21 protein-coding genes are annotated in these 20,803 nt (G+C 69.2%); 8 read left to right on the forward strand and 13 right to left on the reverse strand.

All coding sequences use genetic code 11. The features are described from left to right. The first annotated feature begins 174 nt into the window (after window positions 1-174). From ACWH43_RS12820 to ACWH43_RS12855, 8 genes are all read left to right on the forward strand, one after another. A complete protein-coding gene (locus tag ACWH43_RS12820) occupies window positions 175-1,122 on the forward strand; it encodes a hypothetical protein (RefSeq protein WP_448153497.1) in 948 nt (315 codons plus the stop codon). 32 nt (window positions 1,123-1,154) lie between these two features. Next, window positions 1,155-1,718, forward strand: coding sequence for a 50S ribosomal protein L9 (gene rplI / locus ACWH43_RS12825; RefSeq protein ID WP_158446027.1), 564 nt, complete (start codon window positions 1,155-1,157; stop codon window positions 1,716-1,718). Between the two features lie 221 nt (window positions 1,719-1,939). Continuing rightward, window positions 1,940-3,427 carry a replicative DNA helicase gene (locus tag ACWH43_RS12830; protein WP_158446026.1) on the forward strand — a complete coding sequence of 496 codons (1,488 nt, stop codon included), beginning with the start codon at window positions 1,940-1,942 and terminating at the stop codon, window positions 3,425-3,427. Continuing rightward, the gene (gene alr / locus ACWH43_RS12835; protein WP_158446031.1) at window positions 3,427-4,554 is read left to right on the forward strand and encodes an alanine racemase; all 1,128 of its coding nucleotides are present in this window, start codon (window positions 3,427-3,429) and stop codon (window positions 4,552-4,554) included. Before ACWH43_RS12830 ends, alr begins: the two co-directional genes overlap by 1 nt. 20 nt (window positions 4,555-4,574) lie before the next feature. Further along, window positions 4,575-5,975, forward strand: coding sequence for a DNA repair protein RadA (radA, locus tag ACWH43_RS12840; RefSeq protein WP_158446025.1), 1,401 nt, complete (start codon window positions 4,575-4,577; stop codon window positions 5,973-5,975). 107 nt (window positions 5,976-6,082) lie between these two features. Continuing rightward, window positions 6,083-6,700 carry a CvpA family protein gene (locus tag ACWH43_RS12845; RefSeq protein ID WP_158446024.1) on the forward strand — a complete coding sequence of 206 codons (618 nt, stop codon included), beginning with the start codon at window positions 6,083-6,085 and terminating at the stop codon, window positions 6,698-6,700. Window positions 6,701-6,745: 45 nt separating this feature from the next. Further along, the gene (gene purF, locus ACWH43_RS12850) at window positions 6,746-8,218 is read left to right on the forward strand and encodes an amidophosphoribosyltransferase (protein WP_158446023.1); all 1,473 of its coding nucleotides are present in this window, start codon (window positions 6,746-6,748) and stop codon (window positions 8,216-8,218) included. A gap of 163 nt (window positions 8,219-8,381) precedes the next feature. Continuing rightward, window positions 8,382-9,122 (forward strand): SDR family NAD(P)-dependent oxidoreductase, encoded by a 741-nt coding sequence (locus ACWH43_RS12855; protein ID WP_158448331.1) that lies wholly within the window; start codon window positions 8,382-8,384, stop codon window positions 9,120-9,122. Between the two features lie 31 nt (window positions 9,123-9,153). Here ACWH43_RS12855 and ACWH43_RS12860 read toward each other — a convergent pair whose 3' ends face one another. The 13 genes from ACWH43_RS12860 to nuoN all read right to left on the reverse strand — a co-directional run bounded on the left by ACWH43_RS12860 (window position 9,154) and on the right by nuoN (window position 20,796). Further along, on the reverse strand, window positions 9,154-9,558 hold the full coding sequence (locus tag ACWH43_RS12860) for an NUDIX hydrolase (RefSeq protein ID WP_158446022.1): 405 nt from the start codon (window positions 9,556-9,558) through the stop codon (window positions 9,154-9,156). Between the two features lie 40 nt (window positions 9,559-9,598). Further along, window positions 9,599-10,996: a ribosome biogenesis GTPase Der gene (der, locus tag ACWH43_RS12865; protein ID WP_158446021.1), complete on the reverse strand. Its 1,398-nt coding sequence runs from the start codon at window positions 10,994-10,996 to the stop codon at window positions 9,599-9,601. Window positions 10,997-11,141: 145 nt separating this feature from the next. Continuing rightward, on the reverse strand, window positions 11,142-11,804 hold the full coding sequence (locus ACWH43_RS12870; protein WP_158448330.1) for a tetratricopeptide repeat protein: 663 nt from the start codon (window positions 11,802-11,804) through the stop codon (window positions 11,142-11,144). Window positions 11,805-11,993: 189 nt separating this feature from the next. Further along, window positions 11,994-13,106 carry a tRNA preQ1(34) S-adenosylmethionine ribosyltransferase-isomerase QueA gene (gene queA / locus ACWH43_RS12875; RefSeq protein ID WP_158448329.1) on the reverse strand — a complete coding sequence of 371 codons (1,113 nt, stop codon included), beginning with the start codon at window positions 13,104-13,106 and terminating at the stop codon, window positions 11,994-11,996. A gap of 155 nt (window positions 13,107-13,261) precedes the next feature. Then, window positions 13,262-13,732 carry a peptidylprolyl isomerase gene (locus ACWH43_RS12880; protein ID WP_158448328.1) on the reverse strand — a complete coding sequence of 157 codons (471 nt, stop codon included), beginning with the start codon at window positions 13,730-13,732 and terminating at the stop codon, window positions 13,262-13,264. Continuing rightward, window positions 13,732-14,376, reverse strand: a complete 645-nt coding sequence (locus ACWH43_RS12885; protein WP_158448327.1) for a hypothetical protein — start codon at window positions 14,374-14,376, stop codon at window positions 13,732-13,734. Before ACWH43_RS12885 ends, ACWH43_RS12880 begins: the two co-directional genes overlap by 1 nt. Window positions 14,377-14,428: 52 nt before the next feature. Next, on the reverse strand, window positions 14,429-14,971 hold the full coding sequence (locus tag ACWH43_RS12890; RefSeq protein WP_260348349.1) for a peptidylprolyl isomerase: 543 nt from the start codon (window positions 14,969-14,971) through the stop codon (window positions 14,429-14,431). A 590-nt stretch (window positions 14,972-15,561) separates the two neighbouring features. After that, window positions 15,562-15,792, reverse strand: coding sequence for a DUF1467 family protein (locus tag ACWH43_RS12895; RefSeq protein ID WP_158448325.1), 231 nt, complete (start codon window positions 15,790-15,792; stop codon window positions 15,562-15,564). Beyond that, a complete protein-coding gene (locus ACWH43_RS12900) occupies window positions 15,789-16,181 on the reverse strand; it encodes a RidA family protein (RefSeq protein ID WP_158448324.1) in 393 nt (130 codons plus the stop codon). The genes ACWH43_RS12895 and ACWH43_RS12900 overlap by 4 nt, the downstream gene beginning before the upstream one ends. After that, complete coding sequence (gene mce / locus ACWH43_RS12905) at window positions 16,182-16,586, reverse strand: methylmalonyl-CoA epimerase (RefSeq protein WP_158448323.1); 405 nt, start codon at window positions 16,584-16,586, stop codon at window positions 16,182-16,184. Window positions 16,587-16,668: 82 nt separating this feature from the next. Next, window positions 16,669-18,339 (reverse strand): ribonuclease J, encoded by a 1,671-nt coding sequence (locus ACWH43_RS12910; RefSeq protein ID WP_158448322.1) that lies wholly within the window; start codon window positions 18,337-18,339, stop codon window positions 16,669-16,671. A 259-nt stretch (window positions 18,340-18,598) separates the two neighbouring features. Beyond that, the gene (locus ACWH43_RS12915; RefSeq protein ID WP_260348351.1) at window positions 18,599-19,357 is read right to left on the reverse strand and encodes a biotin--[acetyl-CoA-carboxylase] ligase; all 759 of its coding nucleotides are present in this window, start codon (window positions 19,355-19,357) and stop codon (window positions 18,599-18,601) included. Between the two features lie 11 nt (window positions 19,358-19,368). Continuing rightward, window positions 19,369-20,796, reverse strand: a complete 1,428-nt coding sequence (gene nuoN, locus ACWH43_RS12920; protein WP_158446885.1) for an NADH-quinone oxidoreductase subunit NuoN — start codon at window positions 20,794-20,796, stop codon at window positions 19,369-19,371. Window positions 20,797-20,803 lie beyond the last annotated feature (7 nt).

The following is a 20,803-nucleotide window of genomic DNA, read 5'->3' on the forward strand; positions in this document are numbered from 1 at the left end:
GTCCATTCGGATCCGGATACTGACAATTTCCGGAGGCGCCCCGGCGCCTCCGGCTCTCGCATTCAAGACCAACCAGTCGCCCGGCGGTGAGACTCCTCCGGGTTCGTTGAGGCCAAGGGCCTCTCACCCTGCCGCGCCGGAAGGCGTGCGAGCAGCGGGACAGCAGGACGGACCATGATTCCGATTGTCGGCATCGGCGCGGGCCTCGTATCGGCCCTGCTCTTCTCAGTGGTGATCACCGGATCGCCGCTGGCGGCCCTGCTGTATTCGGCCGCTCCCCTGCCGATCTTCATCGCATCGCTGGGCTGGAACCACCGCTCCGGGCTGTTCGCCACGGTTGCGGGCGCGCTCGCGGTCGCCGTGGCGCTGGCGCCGACAGGCGGCGTGGCCTTCGCGCTGATCATCGGCCTGCCGGCCTGGTGGATCGCCTATCTCGCCTTGCTCGCCCGCACGGACGCCCAGGGCGCCGTCGAATGGTATCCGCTCGGCAACCTCATGGTCTGGATCGCGGCCACCGCCGCGCTCGCCACCGTCGGCAGCGCGCTGGTGATGACCACCGACTACGAGACCTACCGCTCGGTGATCGCCCGGATGATCGAGAGCCTGCTGAACGAGATGGTGCGCGGGCGGCTGATCTCCCTGCCGGCGGATCTCGAGATCGGCGAGCTGGCTCACAGCCTGGCGCCGGCCGTGCCGCTCGGCATCGGCGCCTCCTTCGTCACGACCATCACCGCCAATCTCTGGCTCGCGGCGCGGGCGGTGAAGGTCTCGGGCCGGCTGCCCCGACCCTGGCCCTTCATCCCCGCGACGGCGCTGCCGCGCACGGGGCTGCTGCTGCTCCTGCTCGCAGCCGCCCTCGCCGCGCTCGGCGGCTTCGTCGGCCTCGCGGCGACGGCCTTCGCCGGCGCGCTGCTCGCCGCCTTCATGTTCAGCGGGCTTTGCCTGCTGCACGACATCTCGCGCGGCCGCCCCTGGCGGGCGCCGATGCTGATCTCGGTCTATGTCGCGCTCGTCGTGATGCAGGCCGTGCTGACACCGCTGCTCGCGCTCATCGGGCTGGCCAACTCGCTGTTCGGCCTGCGCAGGCGGGCGGCGTTGCCTCCTCCGCCCAGCCGAACCTGACATCCGCATACCGAACCCAAGGAGAAGACAAAATGGAAGTGATCCTGCTCGAACGCGTCGCCAAGCTCGGCCAGATGGGCGACGTCGTCCGCGTCCGCGACGGCTTCGGCCGCAATTTCCTGCTCGCCCGCGGCAAGGCGCTGCGCGCCACCGAGGAGAACAAGAAGCGCTTCGAGAGCCAGAAGCTCGAGCTCGAGACCCGCAACCTCGAGCTGAAGTCGGAAGCCGATGCCGTCGCCGAGCGCCTCGACGGCCAGACCGTCGTGATCCTGCGCCAGTCGGGCGAGTCCGGCGTGCTCTACGGCTCGGTCTCGACCCGCGACATCGCCGAGGCCCTCTCGGCCGAAGGCTTCAAGGTCGCCCGCAGCCAGGTGACGCTGAACCACCCGATCAAGACGCTCGGCCTGCACACCGTCCCGGTGGTGCTGCACCCGGAAGTCGCCGTCACGGTCACGGTCAACGTCGCCCGCTCGGCCGAGGAGGCCGACCGCCAGGCCGCCGGCGAGAACGTCACGGCCCGCGAGGAGTTCGATCTCGACGATCTCGGCCTCGAGGTCGGCGCGGCGCTGGCCGAGGCGGGCGACGACGATCGCTGAGCCGAACCGCTCGGACGACGAGTCAAGGGCGCCGTGGCAACACGGCGCCTTTTTCGTTCCATGGCCTGTGCAAAGGGGTGGATCATGCAAGACCCTACTGGCAGGAGCTGGCGCGGTGATACTCTAGGACCATCCCGACTCAGTTGCCGTCGTGCGCCCGTCCCCGGCGGGCCTATGGCGGCGCGAAAAAAGTAAGTAAACGCTTACTTATCAAGGCAGTCATGGCCACCGCTACCGCCCTCGTCGCCCGCCTCGACAACCGCGAGGCCGAATATCGCGTCCAGCCTCACAACATCGAGGCGGAGCAGGCGCTGCTCGGCGCGATCCTGGTCAACAACGACGCCTTCTACCGCGTCTCCGACTTCCTGCTGCCGGAGCATTTCTTCGAGCCGATCCATCAGCGCGTCTTCGAGCTGACGGGAAGCCTGATCCGGGCCGGCAAGATCGCGACGCCGATCACGCTCAAGACCTTCGTCAACGACCTCGACCTCGGCGAGATCACGCCGAGCCAGTATCTCGCCCGCCTCGCCGCCGAGGCGACGACCGTCATCAATGCCGGCGATTACGGCCGCACGATCTACGACCTCGCCATCCGCCGCCAGCTCATCGGCGTCGGCGAGTATCTGGTCAACGTCGCCTATGACGCCCCCGTCGAGATGGCGCCGCGCGAGCAGATCGAGGATGCCGAGCGCAAGCTCTACGAGCTCGCGGAAAAGGGCCGCTACGAGGGCGGCTTCCAGAAATTCGACGGGGCGCTGCGCCTCGCCATCGACATGGCGGCCAGTGCCTATCAGCGCGCCGGCGGCCTCTCCGGCATCTCGACGGGGCTGCGCGACGTCGACCAGCGCATGGGCGGCCTGCAGCGCTCCGACCTGCTCGTCCTCGCCGGCCGCCCGGCGATGGGCAAGACCTCGCTCGCCACCAACATCGCCTTCAACATCGCCAAGGCCTGGCGCGGCGAGCGCCAGGAGGACGGGTCGATCAAGACGGTCGACGGCGGCGTGGTCGGCTTCTTCTCCCTCGAAATGTCGGCCGACCAGCTCGCCACCCGCGTCGTCGCCGAGCAGTCGGGCATCTCCTCCTACAAGATCAGGCAGGGCCGCATCACCGAGGCCGACTTCGCCCGGCTGACCGACGTCGCCGCCCAGATCGAGAAGCTGCCGCTCTATATCGACCAGACCGGCGGCATCTCGATCGCCCAGCTCATGGCCCGCGCCCGGCGCCTCAAGCGCCAGAAGGGGCTCGACGTCCTGTTCATCGACTATCTCCAGCTCCTTTCCGGCTCGTCCAAGAACAACCAGAACCGCGTGCAGGAGCTGACCGAGATCACCACCAGCCTGAAGGCGCTGGCCAAGGAGCTCAACGTCCCGATCGTCGCGCTCTCGCAGCTCTCGCGCCAGGTCGAGAACCGCGACGACAAGCGCCCCCAGCTCGCCGATCTGCGCGAATCCGGCTCGATCGAGCAGGATGCCGACGTGGTGATGTTCGTCTATCGCGAGGAGTACTATCTCAAGGGCAAGGAGCCGCGCCCCGGCACCGAGGAGCACAACAGATGGCAGATCGAGATGGAGGCCGCCCACGGCCTCGCCGAGCTGATCATCGGCAAGCAGCGCCACGGCCCGACCGGCACCGTCGCCTTGCAGTTCGACGCCGATGTGACACGCTTCTCCGACCGCGCCGACGAACTCCATCTCCCGGACCGTGAATGATGTCCTTCGACACGCCCGATCCCCCCGCCTATGGCGCGACGCTGACCATCGACCTCGCTGCGCTGGTCTCGAACTGGCGGCTTCTCGGCCGGCGCGCCGGCACGGAAGCCGGCGCCGTGGTCAAGGCCGACGCCTACGGCATCGGCATCGAGCCGGCGGTGACGGCGCTCGCCAGGGCCGGCTGCCGCAACTTCTTCGTCGCCCATCTCTCCGAGGGGGTGCGCGCCCGCAAGGTTGCGCCCGAGGCGACGGTCTACATCCTCAACGGCCTGCTGCCCGGCAGTTGCGGCCTCTATGCCGAGCATGCGCTCTCGCCGGTGCTCGGCTCGCATGAGGAACTGCTGGAATGGGCCTCCTTCCGGCAGACCGGAGCCAAGGTCAGGCCGGCGGCGCTGCATGTCGACACGGCGATGAACCGGCTCGGACTCTGGCCCGGCGAAGGCCTGAACCTCGCCCGCGAGAAATCGGGCGCGATCGCCGCCGCCGATATCGGGCTGGTGATGAGCCATTTCGCCTCCTCCGAGGACGAGGCCGACCCGGCCAATGCCCGCCAGATCGCCGCCTTCGCCGAGATCGCCGCGGCCTTCCCCGGCCTGCCGGCCTCGCTCAAGAACTCGTCCGGCCATTTCCTGAAGGACTGCCCGTCCTACCAGCTCACCCGGCCGGGCTATGCGCTCTATGGCGGCAACCCGACGCCGGGCAAGCCGAACCCGATGCAGCCCGTCGTCGGGCTGGAGGCGACGATCATCCAGACCCGCGTGGTCGAGGCCGGCACGCAGGTCGGCTATAACGGGCGCTGGACGGCCGGGAGCCGGCGCAAGCTCGCCACGATCTGCCTCGGCTATGCCGACGGCTATCCGCGCAATGCGAGCTGGACCGACACGGCGACGGGCGGCTCGGCGCTGGTCGGCGGCGTGACCTGCCCCTTCGTCGGCTCGGTCTCGATGGACCTGATCATCATCGACGTGACGGAAGCCCCGGAAGGATCCGCCGTGCGCGGCGCGCCGGTGACGCTGATCGGCGGCCCGCTCGATCTCGAAGCCGTCGGCGCCGGCGCCAGGACGATCGGCTACGAGATCCTGACCAGCCTCGGCCGCCGCTACCGGCGGCGATATGTGGGGCTGTAGCCGTTGACGGCGTCGAGCTGATGGCCAAGCGCGGCCCGACCTATCACTGCCAGGCCTGCGGCGCCGTCTACCACCGCTGGCAGGGCAAGTGCGACGCCTGCGGCACCTGGTCCTCGCTGGTCGAGGATGCGCAGGCCGCGCCCGCCCCCGGCGGCGGCCGCCCCTCCTCCGGCGGGCGGGCGCGCGGACGCGTCTTCGCGCTGGAGACGCTGAAGGGCGAGACGCAGGACGCGCCGCGTATCGTCTCACGGATCGGCGAGCTCGACCGCGTCACCGGCGGCGGCTTCGTGCCGGGCTCGGTGCTGCTGATCGGCGGCGATCCCGGCATCGGCAAGTCGACCCTGCTGATGCAGGCCTGCGCCGCGCTGGCCAAGGCCGGAAGGCGCGTCGTCTATGTCTCGGGCGAGGAATCGACCGGGCAGGTCAGGCTCCGGGCCGAGCGCATGGGGCTGGCCGAGGCGCCGGTCGACCTCGCCGCCGAAACCAATGTCGAGGACATCGTCGCGACGCTGGGCCAGGGCGAGCGCCCTGCCCTCGTCGTGATCGATTCGATCCAGACCATGTGGTCGGGCGAGGTCGAGAGCGCGCCCGGCACGGTGACGCAGGTGCGCGGCTCGGCCCAGGCGCTGATCCGCTACGCCAAGACCAGCGGCGTCTGCCTGATCCTGGTCGGCCATGTCACCAAGGACGGCCAGATCGCCGGGCCGCGCGTGGTCGAGCACATGGTCGATGCCGTGCTGTCCTTCGAAGGAGAAGGGGCGCATTCCTTCCGGATCCTGCGCGGCCAGAAGAACCGTTTCGGCGCGACCGACGAGATCGGCGTCTTCGAGATGACCGGCAAGGGCCTGTCGGAGGTGACGAACCCCTCGGCGCTGTTCCTGGCCGGCCGCGACCAGCCGGCCCCGGGCGCGGCGGTCTTCGCCGGGGTCGAGGGCACCCGCCCGGTGCTGGTCGAGATCCAGGCGCTGGTGGCGCCGACGGCGCTCGGAACGCCGCGGCGCGCCGTCGTCGGCTGGGAGAACAGCCGCCTCGCCATGGTGCTCGCGGTTCTGGAGACCCATGGCGGCTTGAGGCTCGGCCAGCACGACGTCTATCTCAACGTCGCCGGGGGCCTGCGCGTCAACGAGCCGGCCGCCGATATCGCGGTGGCGGCGGCGCTCGTCTCCTCGCTGACGGGGGCGATCCTGCCGCAGGAAGCGGTCTATTTCGGCGAGATCGCGCTGTCGGGCGCGATCAGGCCGGTCTCGGTCGCGGCGGCGCGGCTCAGGGAGGCGGCGAAGCTCGGCTTCGAATCGGCGCTGATGCCCGCCGGCGGCGCGGACCATGGCGACGGCAACGGCCTCAGCCTGCGCCGTTTCGGCCATGTCACGGAACTCGTTGCCGATATCGCCGCCCGCGCACCGCGCAAGAGTGTGAAATGACCTCCGCGGATGGGTGACGCAAGAGCCCGGAGCGCGTATAGCAAAGCCGAAACGGTGGTCCGCCTGCGGGCCGCCGCGCCCTGAGTCATCAGCAAAGCGGCCCTCCCATGCCTGTCACCATTCTCGATCTCGTCGTCATCGGCGTGGTTCTGATCTCGGCTTTGCTGGCGGCGGTCCGCGGCTTCACCCGTGAAGTCCTCGCCATCGTCTCCTGGATCGCCGCGGCGGCGGTGGCCTGGGTGTTCCACCCGCAGCTCGTGCCCTTCGTAAAGCAATACATTCCGGCGAGCTCGGCGCAGGACACGATCGCGCTCGTGGCCTCGATCGCGGCGCTGTTCCTCGGCACGCTGATCGTGGTCTCGCTGATCACGGCCCGGATCTCCGATTTCGTGCTCGATTCGCGCATCGGCGCGCTCGACCGCACGCTCGGCTTCGTCTTCGGCGCGGCGCGCGGGCTGCTGCTCGCGGTGATCGGCTACCTCTTCTTCGCGGCGCTGGTCGGCAACGAGAAGATGCCGGTCTGGGCGAAGGACGCCAAGGCCAAGCCGATGCTCGAGGAGACCGGCCGCTCGCTGATCGCCCTGCTGCCGCAGGACGTGAACGCCGATTTCATCAAGAACCTGCTGAAGAAGCCGGTCGCCGAGACCGCGCCGGAGGCCCCGGCCGAGGAGCCGCGCACGCCCGCGCCGGCGGCGCCGGTTGCGCCTGCCCCGACCCGACCCTAATTAGCGCGTAGAAAGTCCGCTCAAGCCCGCCGCGTGGAGCTCGCCATGATCTCGCAGACCGAGACGGAGACCGCCTTCGACCCCGACGCCGACCGGCTGCGGGAGGAATGCGGCGTCTTCGGCATCTATGGCCATGCCGATGCCGCGGCGCTGACGGCGCTGGGCCTGCATGCGCTGCAGCATCGCGGCCAGGAGGCGACGGGCATCGTCTCCTTCGACGGCAAGCGCTTCCATTCGGAGCGCCGGCTCGGCCTGGTCGGCGACGCCTTCTCGGAGGCCGGCGTCATCGAGAAGCTCAAGGGGCGGCAGGCGATCGGCCATGTCCGCTACTCGACCACCGGCGAGACGATCCTGCGCAACGTCCAGCCGCTCTTCGCCGAGCTGCATGGCGGCGGCTTCGCCGTGGCGCATAACGGCAACCTCACCAACGGGCTGACGCTGCGCCGCAACCTGGTGCGCGACGGCGCGATCTACCAGTCGACCTCCGATACCGAGGTGCTGCTGCATCTGGTGGCGCGCAGCCGCAAATCCCAGTTCGTCGACCGGCTGATCGAGGCGATCCGCCAGATCGAGGGCGCCTATGCCTTCGTCGGCATGACCAACAAGAAGCTGATCGGCGTGCGCGACCCGCTCGGCATCCGCCCGCTGGTGCTGGGCGAGCTCGACGGCTGCCCGATCCTCGCCTCCGAGACCTGCGCGCTCGACATCATCGGCGCCAAGTTCGTCCGCGAGATCGAGAACGGCGAGGTCGTGATCATCTCCGACAGCGGCATCGAGAGCCACAAGCCCTTCCCGCCGGCGGCGGAACGGCCCTGCATCTTCGAGTACATTTATTTCGCCCGGCCGGATTCCATCGTGAAAGGCCGCAGCATCTACGAGCGCCGCAAGGCGATGGGCGCGGTGCTCGCCCAGGAAGCGCCGACCGACGCGGACGTCGTCGTGCCGGTGCCGGATTCCGGCGTGCCGGCCGCGCTCGGCTACGCCCAGGCGAGCGGCATCCCCTACGAGCTCGGCATCATCCGCAACCACTATGTCGGGCGCACCTTCATCGAGCCGACGCAGAAGGTCCGCGAGCTCGGCGTCAAGCTGAAGCATTCGGCCAACCGCTCGGTGGTCGAGGGCAAGCGCATCGTGCTGGTCGACGATTCGATCGTGCGCGGCACGACCTCCTTCAAGATCGTGAAGATGATGCGCGAGGCCGGAGCGCGGGAGGTGCATTTCCGCATTTCCTCGCCGCCGATCACCCATCCCGACTATTACGGCATCGACACGCCCGATCGCGAGAAGCTGCTCGCCGCGACGCATTCGCTCGAGGAGATGCGCCAGTTCGTCGGCGCCGATTCGCTGGCCTTCATCTCGGTCGACGGGCTCTACCGGGCCATGGGCCATGAGCGGCGCGATCCGCAGAGGCCGCAATTCACCGACCACTGCTTCACCGGCGACTATCCGACCTCGCTGACCGACGTGATCGGCGAGAGCGCCAAGCAGCAGATCTCCCTGCTGGCCGAAGCCGGCTGAAGCTTTTCCACCCTCAACCGTCATCCCGGGCGCAGCGAAGCGAAGATCCGGAATCCATGCCTGAACCTTTGCTGGAAGCGCTCCGGCATGGACCTCGGATCGGCGCCGCCGCGCGGCTCGTCCGGGATGACGAGCGCTTGATGAGACCGGGGCCGCGTCCGTCATGACCAAACCACTCCAGGATCGCATCGCGCTCGTCACCGGCGCCTCGCGCGGCATCGGCCGCGCCGCGGCGCTGGCCTTCGCGGCCGCCGGCGCCCATGTCGTGGCGCTCGCCCGCACCAAGGGCGCGCTCGAGGAGCTGGACGACGAGATCCAGGCGCTCGGCGGCAGCGCGACGCTGGTCCCGCTCGACCTCTCCGATGCCGGCGGGCTGGAGAAGCTCGGCCCGGCCCTGCTGGAGCGCTGGGGCCGGCTCGACATCCTGCTCGCCAATGCCGGCGTGCTTGGCCCGCTGACGCCGCTCGGCCACGCCACCGAGAAGGAATGGGCGAAAACGCTGGACATCAACGTCACCGCGAACTGGCGGCTGATCAAGACGCTCGACCCGGCGCTTCGCGCCTCCGATGCCGGGCGCGTCATCCTGCTCTCCTCGGGCGCGGCCCATAAATGCACGGCCTATTGGGGGCCGTATTCGATCTCCAAGGCGGCGGTGGAAGCCCTCGGCCGGACCTATGCGGCCGAGACGGCGACGACGCCGGTCAAGGTCATGCTGGTCAATCCGGGGCCGCTGCGCACCAAGATGCGCGCCGAGGCGATGCCGGGCGAGGACCCGCTGACGCTGAAGACGCCGGAGGAGCTGGCGCCGCATCTGGTCCGGCTGGCCTCGCCCGGCTGGACCGAGAGCGGCCGGATCTTCGACTTCCCGCAGGGCAAGGTGCTGACGCCGCAGAAGCCGGCCTGAGCCGCCGGCGGCGGCCTCGGCCGGCGGGCTCTCAGCCCAGCGACGCGCGCGCGAGCCGGATCAGGTCGGGGATGGTCAGGTTCGGCAGCGCCGCCATCTCCTCCAGGCTGAACCAGCGGATCTCGTCATGCTCCTCGACGAGGTTGACCGCATTGCCGCCCTCCCAGTCGCTGACGACGTAGATGTGGTGGAGGGCCGCGCCGTTGCGCTCCGGGAAGCGCTCGGCCTCCGACAGCACCAGCTCGTAGCGGGTCGGCGTCAGCCCGACCTCCTCGCGGCATTCGCGGATCAGCGCCTGGTCGAGCACCTCGCCCGGCTCGACATGGCCGCCGATGGCGTCCCAATGGCCGGGCCAGGCACGCTTCCAGACGGCGCGCAGGCCGAGCAGCACCTTCCGGTCCCGGTCGACGAAGAGCGCGCTCACCGTCTCGGGCATCGGCCGCTTCGCCCGGGTCACGCGGCGTCCGACCGGCGCATCACCCCTTGCGCTCCTTGTCGTAGGGGTTGTGCCCGCCGCGGCGATGCAGGCGGATCGGCGTGCCCGGCAGGTCGAAGCCCTCCCGCAGGTTGTTCACCAGATAGCGGATATAGGACACCGGCAGGTGCTCGAGCTGGTTGCCGAACAGGGCGAAGGTCGGGGGGCGGGACTTGGCCTGCGTCATGTAGCGGATCTTGATCCGCCGCCCGGCCACCGCCGGCGGCGGGTGGGCCGAGAGCACGCCCTCGAGCCAGCGGTTGATCCGCGCCGTGGAGACGCGGCGGTTCCAGACGTCATAGGCCTGGAACACCGCCTGCATCAGCCGGTCGATGCCCTCGCCGGCGAGGCCCGAGAGCGGCACGATCGGCACGCCGCGCACCTGCGCCAGCAGGTGGTTCGCCTTCTCCTTCAGCTCGGCGAGCAGGCCCTGCTTGTCGGCGACGAGATCCCATTTGTTGAGGCCGATGACGACGGCCCGGCCCTCGCGCTCGGTCAGGTCGACCAGCGTCAGGTCCTGCTTCTCGAAGGGGATGGTGGCGTCGAGCAGCACGACCACGACCTCGGCGAAGCGGATGGCGCGCAGGGAATCCGCGACGGAGAGCTTCTCCAGCTTCTCCTCGATGCGGGCGCGCTTGCGCATGCCGGCGGTGTCGAACAGCTTGACCTTGCGGCCGCGCCACTCCCAGTCGACCGAGATGGTGTCGCGGGTGATGCCGGCCTCGGGGCCGGTCAGCATCCGCTCCTCGCCGATCATGCGGTTGACCAGGGTCGACTTGCCGGCATTGGGCCGGCCGATGATGGTGACGCGCAGCGGCCGGTTCGGATCGAGACCCTCCACGCCGTCATCGCCCGCGACCTCGTCCCAGCCCGCCCCGCTCTCTTCCGCGTCTTCCTCGGGCTCGTCGTCGATGAAGGGCGCGAGCGCCTCCAGCAGATCCGAAGTGCCCTCGCCATGCTCGGCCGAGAACGGGACGGGATCGCCGAGCCCGAGCGCATAGGCGTCGATGATGCCGTCGGCGCCCTTCTTCCCCTCCGCCTTGTTGGCGAGCAGGATCACCGGCTTGCCGGAGCGGCGCACCAGATCGGCGAAGGGCTGGTCCATCGGCGTCAGGCCGAGACGGGCATCGATCATGAACAGGATGATGTCGGCCTGGGCGATCGCCGTCTCGGTCTGGGCGCGCATGCGGCCGGCGAGCGAATCGCGGTCCGCCTCCTCGAGGCCGGCCGTGTCAATGACCTTGAAGCGCAGATGGCCGAGCGTGGCGTCGCCCTCGCGGCGGTCGCGGGTGACGCCCGGCCGGTCGTCGACCAGCGCGAGCTTCCGGCCGACGAGCCGGTTGAACAGCGTCGACTTGCCGACATTGGGGCGGCCGATGAGGGCGACGATGGCAGTCATCAGTTTTCACGTCTTCCGTCGTCATCCCGGCCAAGCGGAGCGCGGAGCCGGGATCCATGCCTGAACGTCATCCGGAAAGGCTCAGGCATGGATCCCGGGTCTCCCTTCGGTCACCCGGGATGACGCGCGATGATAGGAGATTTTTCTAGTTCTGCACCGTCACCGGCCCGCCACGGACCAGCGCGAGATAGAGGTCGGCCCGCTGGCGCTCGGCCTGCGGCGTCGCCGGATCGGTGACGATGGCGTCGAACCAGCGGCCGGCATCCTCGAACAGATTGTGCTTCAGCGCCGAGACGCCGAGGAATTCGCGGGCCGAATGGCGCCAGACGCCGGTGGGCGTCGCCAGCGGCTCCAGCGCCTGCTTGATCTCGGCATAGGGAACCAGATCGACGCGCAGGATGCCGGCGCGCAGGCGGGCGAGATCGCGATAGCTCTGGTCGAGCGAAGCGTCGCCGGCGAGCGCGTCGAAAGCCGCGGCGCCCGCGGCCGGGTCGCCCTTGCCGGTCTCGGCGGCGAGGCGGAAGCGGGCGATCTCGCGATAGCCCGCCGGGGCGCCGGCGGCGAGCTCCTTGAGGATCGCCTCGGCCTGGCCGCTGTCGCCGTCGCGCGAGGATTTCAGCGCCGCTTCGAGACGCGCGCCGACCTCGGCCGCCGCCTGGTTGCGCTGGTGCTGCCAGAACTGCCAGCCGGCCACGCCGACGACGGCGATCACGGCCAGAGCCGTGATCAGCCAGCCATATTTCTTCCAGAGCTGCGCCGCCTTGTCCCGGCGGACCTCTTCATCGATCTCGCGAAAAATATCGGCCATTTGACTGTCAAAATCCCTGTTGGGAGCCCGGTAGCATTTTCGCACCGGGAATGCGAGCCGGAACAGGTCCGATCGCCCATCCCCGTCGTCGCGAGGACCGGCAGCGGCCAAGCCATCCCGCGCGCCCCGCTTCCTCGATTTTGCATCGGCTCTTCCCGAAAACCGCGTTCCACTTTTCGGGCCGATGCGCTAGGCGCGCGATGGCGGAAGCGGCGGCGCGGCCGCCCGGAACAACAGGCTGCCGTCGCCGTAGGAATAAAAGCGATAATTCGCTGCGATCGCATGGGCATAGGCCCGTTTCATCATGTCGAGTCCGCAGAAGGCGGAGACCAGCATGAACAATGTCGAGCGCGGCAGGTGGAAATTGGTCATCAGCAGGTCGACGGCGCGGAAGCGATAACCCGGCGTGATGAAGATCGCCGTGTCGCCCGCGAAGGGCTTCACGGTCCCGTCCGCGTCAGTCGCGCTTTCGAGCAGGCGCAGCGAGGTCGTGCCGGCGGCGACGATGCGTCCGCCCCGCGCCTTCACCGCGTTGAGCTCGGCGGCGGTCTCGGCCGAGACGGTGCCCCATTCGGCATGCATGCGATGCGCGTCGGTGTCCTGCGCCTTCACCGGCAGGAAGGTGCCGGCGCCGACATGCAGCGTGACGAAGTGGCGCGAGACGCCGCGCGCCTCCAGCGCCGCGAACAGCTCCGGCGTGAAATGCAGGCCGGCGGTGGGCGCGGCGACGGCGCCCTCATGCCGGGCATAGGCGGTCTGGTAGTCGGTGGCGTCGGCGCCGTCGGCCGGGCGCTTGCCGGCGATATAGGGCGGCAGCGGCAATTCGCCGAGCCGGGCGATCGCCTCGTCGAGATAGGCGCTGGTCAGACTGAAGCGCAATTCGACCTCGCCGCCCTCGCTCTTGCCGACGATTTCGGCCTGGAGGCGGCCGAGCTCGCAGGCATTGCTGGCGCCTTCCGCGTCGAACACGACCGTCTCGCCCAGGTTGAGCTTCTTGGCCGGACGGGCGAAGGCGCGCCAGCGATCGTCGCTCTCGCGCTTGTGCAACATGATCTCCACGCGGGCCGAATCCGCGCCGCGATAGCGCCGGCCGCGCAGGCGGGACGGAATGACCCGCGTGTCGTTGAGGACGAGCGCGTCGCCCGGCTGCAACAGCGCGGGCAGGTCGCGGATTCCCCTATCCGCGAAGGGCTCGGGAGCGTCCGGACGCACCACGAGCAGGCGTGCCGCATCGCGCGGGCTCGCCGGCCTCAGCGCGATGCGCTCCTCGGGCAGGTCGAAATCGAAGAGATCGACATTCATGGCGAGTGTGTCTCTTCCAAAAGCAGCGAGCCCTCATCCTGAGGAACGAGCAGCGCTCATGTCTCGAAGGATGCTCCAGGTCTCACCGGAACCATCCTTCGAGACGCCGCGCAAGCGCGGTTCCTCAGGACGAGGGCTCGCCCAATGTCGAAATCTCAGGCCGCGTCGGCCATCACCTTCATCGAGACGATCGAATCGGGATCGCGCACCGGCTCGCCGCGCTTGATCTTGTCGACGTTCTCCATACCTTCGACGACCTCGCCCCAGACGGTGTACTGCTTGTCGAGGAAGCGGGCATCGTCGAAGACGATGAAGAACTGGCTGTTGGCCGAGTTCGGGTTCTGGGCGCGGGCCATCGAACAGATGCCGCGGACATGCGGCTCGGCGTTGAACTCCTGCTTCAGGTCCGGATAGCTCGAGCCGCCGGTGCCGGTGCCGTGCGGGCAGCCGACCTGCGCCATGAAGCCGTCGATGACGCGGTGGAAGACGATGCCGTCATAGAAGCCCTCGCGGGCGAGCGTCTTGATGCGCTCGACATGGCCGGGCGCCAGATCGGGGCGCAGCTTGATGACCACGCGGCCCTTGGTCGTCTCCATGACGATGGTGTTTTCCGGATCGAGCGACATCAGCTCTGCCTTTCGTTGAGCGGCCCATGGCCGTGGAAGCGTATGGTGAAGGGGCGCCCCGCGATACTCGCTCCGAGGCCCTTCGACAACCTCATCGGCGTGCAGGCATGCACGGCGGCAATGGCCGAATCGCCGAAGCGCTTCTGGAACGCCGGATCCCCGCGCCGGGTTTCCCAGGTGACGCGCGGCTGGCCGAAGAGCGTGCCGTCGCGGCGCAGGCTGAAGCGCAGCGAGACCATTGCGCCGGTGAGATCGCCGGGCAGTGGCGGCGGCTGCCAGCAACGGCGCAGGGCCGGCGCGATGTCGGCGAGCTTGTCGACGGTGTCGCCCTTCTCGTCCGGCATATCGGGCGAGACGTCGCCAACCAGCCCGATCTCGCCCGCCACGCCCCTGAGGCGCGGCGGCCCGATGCGGCGCTGGTCGATGCCGGGGATGTCGTTGCCGCCGAACGGCCCGCCGACGCCGGGCGCGTAGCGCTGGCCGCTCTGCGGCGGCAGGATCGGGTTCTGCGCGCCGGAAGGCGGCGGCAGGACCGGATTCTGCGAGCCCGAGGGCGGCGGCCGGCCGAGATCGAGCGTTTCCTGCGCGGCGGCCGGCGCGAGTGCCGCGCCGAGAAGGAAGGCGGTCAGGACGAGATGGCGCATGAACCACTCCTTTGCACCGAAACGCCCCTTCCGGCAGGATGTTCGCCGCGCCTTACCTGGCGTCCGACTGCATCCGCATCGAGACGATCTTGTCGGGGTTCGTGACCTGGCCGCTGCCGGGCGCGCCCTTCTTGATCTTGCGCACCGCATCCATGCCGGAGACGACCTCGCCGAACAGCGTGTAGCTGCCAGTCAGCGAGCCGCAGCCCTCATAGCAGATGAAGAACTGCGAATTGGCCGAGTTCGGCGACTGCGAGCGCGCCATGCCGACCGAGCCCACCTTGAACGGCGTCTGGCTGAATTCGGCCGGGATGTTGGGCAGGTCGGAACCGCCGGTGCCGGTGCCGGTCGGGTCGCCGGTCTGGGCCATGAAGCCGTCGATGACCCGGTGGAAGACGATGCCGTCATAGAAGCCGCGCTTCACCAGCGTCTTGATCTGCGCGACATGCTTCGGCGCGAGGTCGGGCCGCAGGCGGATGGTCACCGGGCCGTCCTTGGTGGTCAGTACCACGGTGTTCTCGGGATCGGCCTTCTGGGCCTGGGCGAAGCCCAGCGAGGCGAGAAGGGCCAGGGCGGCGAGCGAGCTGCGCAGCATGAAGATCTCCATGGCCGCATCGGGGACAGCGGCAATCCCGCGCTGAGTAGCGATATCCTTTGACCGGAACAAGGCATCGCACGGGCGCGAATCCGACTTTGTTGCACTGCACAAGTGCAGCCGAGAATGGATTTGCAAAAAGTTGAGGCTCGACATGCCTAAACAGATGACAACTGCGTCACAATCGGCTAATCCTTCTTCCGCTGGGCACGCTTTGCTAGCCAAGGCGCCGCGGACCAGGTCTCGGGAGGAACGAACGCCCGCACGTATACAAGGCGCACGCACCTAGACGTATGCCGATACTGCGGAAAAAAGCGTACTAACCAAGGCAGGGCATTGGCCTTGCCTTTTTCTTTGGCAGCTTCCCCGCCAGGTGACGTTAGGGCCGCTCCGGCATGCGCTGATGCTGCAGCCGCGATGATTTGCCTTTCCGGACAGGCCGTTTCCCGCTTCCGCGCGCAGGACCGAGAACGCGCCCCGTTTCCGCGCAAGGCCGGCGGCGGGCCTTGCGCCCTGCCCGCTGACGCTTCGTCTCGGCGCGGAGAAGCGGCCTGCCTGCACGGACAGCCCCGCCTGCCCGAAAGGCGGGATCAGAAGTCGTAATTCGCCCAGATGTACCAGACGAAGACGAAGATGATCGCAGCGATGACCGAGGTGATCGCCGCCTTCTTCAGCAGGCCGGGCAGGACCGGGGCGCCCGGCTCCGTGCCCTCGACCACCTCGCCGCTCTCATGCTGGCTGCGGATGCCGAAGGGCAGCACCGCGAAGAGCGTCGTCCACCAGATGATGAAATAGACCGCGAGCGCGCTGGCGATGGTCATGCTGCCGCTCCCGCCAGCGCGATGCAGGAAAAGGCGACGCGCGCCTCCGTCGGCACGCCGAAGCGGGCCGTGTGCCGTGCCGGCAGGCCGGCCGGGAAATGCTTCACATATTCGGCATTGCAGGCGGCGTAGTCGGCCGGGTCGGTGATCAGCATCGTCATCTGCACGACGCGGTCGAGCCCGCTGCCGGCCTCGGCCAGGATCGCGGCGATGCGGCCGAGCGCGTTGCGCACCTCCTCGGCCGGCGTGGCGCCGCGATGGACGCCGCGGGCCGGATCATGCGGCGCCGAATGCCCGGAGACGAAGACCAGGCCGCCGGCGACGGTCGCGGCGCTGAAGGGGCGCGGCGAGCCGGGCTCGGGCTGGCCGAGGAAGCGGATCTCCGACATTCAAGCCTGCTCCAGTTCGACCAGCGTGCCGAGGAAATCCTTGGGGTGCAGGAACAGCACCGGCTTGCCATGCGCGCCGATGCGCGGCTCGCCGGAGCCGAGCACGCGCGCGCCCCGTTCCTTCAGCCGGTCGCGGGCGGCGAGGATGTCGTCGACCTCGTAGCAGATGTGGTGGATGCCGCCATCGGGATTGCGCTCGAGGAACTTGGCGATCGGGGATTCGGCGCCGAGCGGCTCCAGCAATTCGATCTTGGTGTTGGGCAATTCGACGAAGACGACGGTGACGCCATGCTGAGGCTCGGGCTGCTGCTGCGAGACCCGCGCCCCGAGCGTGTCGCGGTAGAGCGCCGTCGCGGCCGCGAGGTCCTTCACCGCGATGGCGACATGGTTCAGGCGTCCGATCATGGGGGCTCCGCTGGGCAATGGGCAGTCGGCATTAGGCAATCGGAATCCGTGCCCTCCTGCCGCCTGCCTACTCCCGACTACCCTAAACCTCAATCACCAGCGCATGCACCAGCGGCTTCTTGCCCCACTCCTCGTTGACCGCGCTGCGGACGCCGCGCTCCAGCGCGTTGCGCAGGGCCTCCGGGTCGCGGCGGCGGGCCTTGGGGATGCCGTCGAGCAGGTCGGCGACGGTATCGGCGACGTATTCGTCGAAATCGGTGCCGTCCTGCGTGCGCGGCGGCAGGCCGAGGATGGCGATCTCCGGCTCGCCGGCGATGCCGCCCTTCTCGTCGACGGCGACCGCGACCGACACCATGCCGGCGAAGGACAGGCGCCGCCGCTCCTGGATCGTCTTCTCCAGCGCGTTCACCAGCAGGCTGCCATCCTGGTAGAGCCGGCCATGCGGGGCCTCGTCGACCTTGCTGGCGCCGGCGGCCGAGATCGCGACGACGTCGCCATTGCCGGCGCGCAGCACATGCTTCACGCCGAGGCTGCGGGCGAAGCTCTCATGCTCGGCCAGATGCAGGTCCTCGCCATGGGCGGGGATGGCGATCTGCGGCTTCAGCCAGCCATAGAGCCGGGCCAGCTCCTCGCGGCGCGGATGGCCGGAGACATGGACCAGATGGGTGCGGTCGGTGATGATCTCGATATTGTCGCGCGCCAGCGCGTTCAGGATGTTGCCGACCGCCTTCTCGTTGCCGGGGATGGTGCGCGAGGAGAAGATCACGCGGTCGCCGGGCGAGAGCGCGATCTCGGGATGGTCGTCGGCGGCGATGCGCGAGAGCGCGGCGCGCGGCTCGCCCTGGCTGCCGGTCAGCAGCGCCACCACCTTGTCGCGCGGCAGGTAGCCATAGGCGTCGACCGGGCGGAAGGCCGGGATGCCGTCGAGATAGCCGCATTCGCGCGCGACGTCGATGACCCGCTCCATGGCGCGGCCGACGACCACGACGTCGCGCTCGTTCGCCATTGCCGCCTCGGCGACGGCGCGCAGCCGGGCGACGTTGGACGCGAAGGTGGTGACGGCGACGCGGCCCGGCGCCGACTGCACCAGCTCCTTCAGCTTGGCGGCGACATCGGCCTCGCTCGGGCTGATGCCCTCGCGCATCACGTTGGTCGAGTCGCAGATCAGGGCGAGCACGCCCTCCTCGCCGAGCTCGCGCAGGCGCTTCTCGTCGGTCGGCAGGCCGACGCGCGGGGTCGGATCGATCTTCCAGTCGCCGGTATGGACGACGAGCCCGGCCGGGGTGCGGATGGCGAGGGCGTTCGATTCGGGAATCGAATGCGCGACCGGGACGAATTCGATCTCGAAGGGGCCGAGCGTGATGCGCCCGCCCTGCGGCACGACATTGATCTCGACCTTGGGCGCGCCGGGCTCCGAGAGCCGGCGCGTGCCGAGCAGCCCCGCGGCGAAGCGCGTGCACCAGACCGGCGCGCGCAGGCTCGGCCAGAGCGCCGCGAGCGCGCCGATATGGTCCTCATGCGCATGGGTGATGACGATGCCGAGGAGGTTCGCCCGCTCCTCGACGATGTAGCGCAGGTCCGGCAGGACGATATCGACGCCCGGCGCCTCCGGCCCGGCGAAGGACAGGCCGCAATCGACCAGGATCCATTTTCGCCTGCCCTCGGGTCCGAAGCCGTAGAGAGCGGCGTTCATGCCGATCTCGCCGAGGCCGCCGAGGGGAACGAAAACGAGCTGGTCGCTGGAACGGGTCACTGGCAATCCTGAACGGCGCGAAGGCGGCCGCGGGTACGGGGTCGTACGCCGCCGCAGCCTTCTGGACTGAAATCACGAAGAACGCGGGTCATCCCGGGCGGAGCGGAGCGCAGACCCGGGATCCATGCCCGAGCGTCTGCCGGAGAGGCTCAGGCATGGATCCCGGGCCTCCCTGCGGTCGCCCGGGATGACCGCGTTGAAAACGGCAGCCTCCCTTAGCATGGCCGCACCGCGGCAGACCAGCATGGAGGCGCGCGCCTCAGGCCGGCTGGCCAAAGAACAGATCGCCGGCATCGATCAGCCGCCGCCCCGTCTCCGTCTCGAGTTCGAGGCGCCCGGTCGGGTCGAGCCCGGTGAAGCGGCCGCTCAGCGGCCCTTCCGGCAGGCGGATGGTGATCGTCTCGCCGAGGAAGGCGGCGCGCTCCAGCCAGGCCGCGCGGGTCGGACCGAAGCCGCCGGGCTCCGACCAGATCGCGAAGCGCCGGGCCCAGGCGTCGCTGAGGGCGGCGAGCAAGGCCTCGACGCTCGCCTCCGGCGCCAGCGCCTTGAGATAGGTCGCCGGATAGGGCGTATCGGAGGGGCAGGAGGCGATGTTGACGCCGCAGCCGAGGATGACGTTGAGCCGCCCTGCCCGGCTCTCGCCCTCGAGCAGCAGGCCCGACATCTTGGCGCCGCCGAGCAGCAGGTCGTTCGGCCATTTCAGCCGGAGCGCCGCGGCGGCGGGGCCGAGCAGCCTGGCCACCGCGTCGTGCAAGGCGAGCCCGGCGACGAAGCCGAGCTGCGGCGCCAGCGCCGGCTCGCACGGGTCGGTCAGGAGCAGGCTGGCGTAGAGATTGCCGGGCGGCGAGCCCCATTGCCGGCCATGCCGGCCGCGGCCGGCATTCTGGCTGCGGGCGACGATCCAGAGCCGACCGGGCTCGCCCTGGTCGAGCGCGCGGCGGGCCTCCTCCATGGTCGAGCCGACCGCGTCGCGGACGATCAGCCGGTAGCCCGCGGCGCGGGCGGCTTCGCCGAGCACGCGCCGTCAGCTCAGAACAGCGACTTCGCAGCCGCCGCCGCCGAATTGAACAGCGGCGCCGGCACGAGCGAGAGCGCCAGCACGAACAGCGCCGAGACGAACAGCACCGTGCGCACGCCGAGGTCGCCATGCTCGAAGGCCGGCTTCGGCTCGTCGAAATAGATCAGCTTGACGATGCGCAGATAGTAGTAGGCGCCGACGACGCTGGTCAGCACGCCGACCACGGCGAGCACGTAGAGCTTGGCGTCGATCGCGGCGAGAAAGACGTAGAACTTCGCCCAGAAGCCGGCCAGCGGCGGGATGCCGGCGAGCGAGAACATCATCATCGAATAGGCGAAGGCCATCCAGGGATTGGTCCGGGACAGGCCGGCGAGCTCGGACATGTCCTCGACCAGCTTGCCGTCGCGGCGCATCATCAGCACGCAGGCGAAGGCGCCGAGCGTGGTGGCGAGATAGACCGCCATATAGGTGATCACGCCCTGCACCCCGTCGGGCGTGCCGGCGGCGAGGCCGACCAGCGCGAAGCCCATATTGGCGATCGAGGAATAGGCGAGCAGGCGCTTGATGTTGCGCTGGCCGATCGCGGCGAAGGCGCCGAGCGCCATCGAGGCGATCGAGATGAAGACGATGATCTGGCGCCAGTCATGGATCGCGCCCGGGAAGGCGCCGATGAAGATGCGCACCACCATCGCCATGGCGGCCATCTTCGGGGCCGAGGCGAAGAAGGCGGCGACCGGGGTCGGCGCGCCCTCGTAGACGTCCGGCGTCCACATGTGGAACGGCACGGCGGAGATCTTGAAGACGACGCCGGCGGCGATGAAGACGATGCCGAAGACCAGGCCGAGCCCGGCATGGCCGCCCTGCGTCGCCGCGGCGATGCCGGTGAAGCTGACCGTGCCGGTGAAGCCGTAGACCAGCGAGCCGCCATAGAGCAGCATGCCGGAGGAGAGCGTGCCGAGGATGAAGTATTTCAGGCCGGCCTCGGTCGACCGGGCGCTGTCGCGGTCGAAGGCGGCGACGACATAGAGCGCGAGCGACTGCAGCTCGATGCCGACATAGAGGCCGATCAGGTCGTTGGCCGAGATCATCATCATCATGCCGATGACGGCCAGCACGACGAGGACCGGGAACTCGAAGCGCATCACCCCGTCGCGGCGCAGCGGGCTGGAGGCGAGCAGGATCGCGGCGCCGGCGCCGATCAGCGTCAGCACCTTCATGAAGCGGGCGAAGGCGTCGACGACGAAGCTGCCGTTGAAGGTCGTGGCCCTGCCCTCGCCGGTGACGACGAGCACCAGCGCCGCGGCCAGCAGGATCAGCGCCGCGCCTTCGAGCAGGCGGGCGGCGCGCTCGCGCCGGATGGCGCCGACCAGCACCATGGCGATGGCGCCGATGGCCAGGATGATTTCCGGCAGGGCCGGGCCGAGAGCGGGCAGAGCCATGTCAGAG

Source organism: Allobosea minatitlanensis, from assembly GCF_964020775.1.

What these genes read in the sequence shown, in the direction of transcription:
- ACWH43_RS12855 (WP_158448331.1), top strand. Translation starts at nt 8,382, where the DNA reads ATGACCAAACCACTCCAGGATCGCATCGCGCTCGTCACCGGCGCCTCG.
- nuoN (WP_158446885.1), bottom strand. Translation starts at nt 20,796, where the DNA reads ATGGCTCTGCCCGCTCTCGGCCCGGCCCTGCCGGAAATCATCCTGGCC.
- ACWH43_RS12845 (WP_158446024.1), top strand. Translation starts at nt 6,083, where the DNA reads ATGCCTGTCACCATTCTCGATCTCGTCGTCATCGGCGTGGTTCTGATC.
- ACWH43_RS12895 (WP_158448325.1), bottom strand. Translation starts at nt 15,792, where the DNA reads ATGACCATCGCCAGCGCGCTCGCGGTCTATTTCATCATCTGGTGGACG.
- alr (WP_158446031.1), top strand. Translation starts at nt 3,427, where the DNA reads ATGTCCTTCGACACGCCCGATCCCCCCGCCTATGGCGCGACGCTGACC.
- ACWH43_RS12860 (WP_158446022.1), bottom strand. Translation starts at nt 9,558, where the DNA reads ATGCCCGAGACGGTGAGCGCGCTCTTCGTCGACCGGGACCGGAAGGTG.
- radA (WP_158446025.1), top strand. Translation starts at nt 4,575, where the DNA reads ATGGCCAAGCGCGGCCCGACCTATCACTGCCAGGCCTGCGGCGCCGTC.
- ACWH43_RS12885 (WP_158448327.1), bottom strand. Translation starts at nt 14,376, where the DNA reads ATGCGCCATCTCGTCCTGACCGCCTTCCTTCTCGGCGCGGCACTCGCG.
- purF (WP_158446023.1), top strand. Translation starts at nt 6,746, where the DNA reads ATGATCTCGCAGACCGAGACGGAGACCGCCTTCGACCCCGACGCCGAC.
- ACWH43_RS12830 (WP_158446026.1), top strand. Translation starts at nt 1,940, where the DNA reads ATGGCCACCGCTACCGCCCTCGTCGCCCGCCTCGACAACCGCGAGGCC.
- ACWH43_RS12820 (WP_448153497.1), top strand. Translation starts at nt 175, where the DNA reads ATGATTCCGATTGTCGGCATCGGCGCGGGCCTCGTATCGGCCCTGCTC.
- ACWH43_RS12890 (WP_260348349.1), bottom strand. Translation starts at nt 14,971, where the DNA reads ATGCTGCGCAGCTCGCTCGCCGCCCTGGCCCTTCTCGCCTCGCTGGGC.
- rplI (WP_158446027.1), top strand. Translation starts at nt 1,155, where the DNA reads ATGGAAGTGATCCTGCTCGAACGCGTCGCCAAGCTCGGCCAGATGGGC.
- mce (WP_158448323.1), bottom strand. Translation starts at nt 16,586, where the DNA reads ATGATCGGACGCCTGAACCATGTCGCCATCGCGGTGAAGGACCTCGCG.
- der (WP_158446021.1), bottom strand. Translation starts at nt 10,996, where the DNA reads ATGACTGCCATCGTCGCCCTCATCGGCCGCCCCAATGTCGGCAAGTCG.
- ACWH43_RS12880 (WP_158448328.1), bottom strand. Translation starts at nt 13,732, where the DNA reads ATGTCGCTCGATCCGGAAAACACCATCGTCATGGAGACGACCAAGGGC.
- ACWH43_RS12870 (WP_158448330.1), bottom strand. Translation starts at nt 11,804, where the DNA reads ATGGCCGATATTTTTCGCGAGATCGATGAAGAGGTCCGCCGGGACAAG.
- ACWH43_RS12900 (WP_158448324.1), bottom strand. Translation starts at nt 16,181, where the DNA reads ATGTCGGAGATCCGCTTCCTCGGCCAGCCCGAGCCCGGCTCGCCGCGC.
- queA (WP_158448329.1), bottom strand. Translation starts at nt 13,106, where the DNA reads ATGAATGTCGATCTCTTCGATTTCGACCTGCCCGAGGAGCGCATCGCG.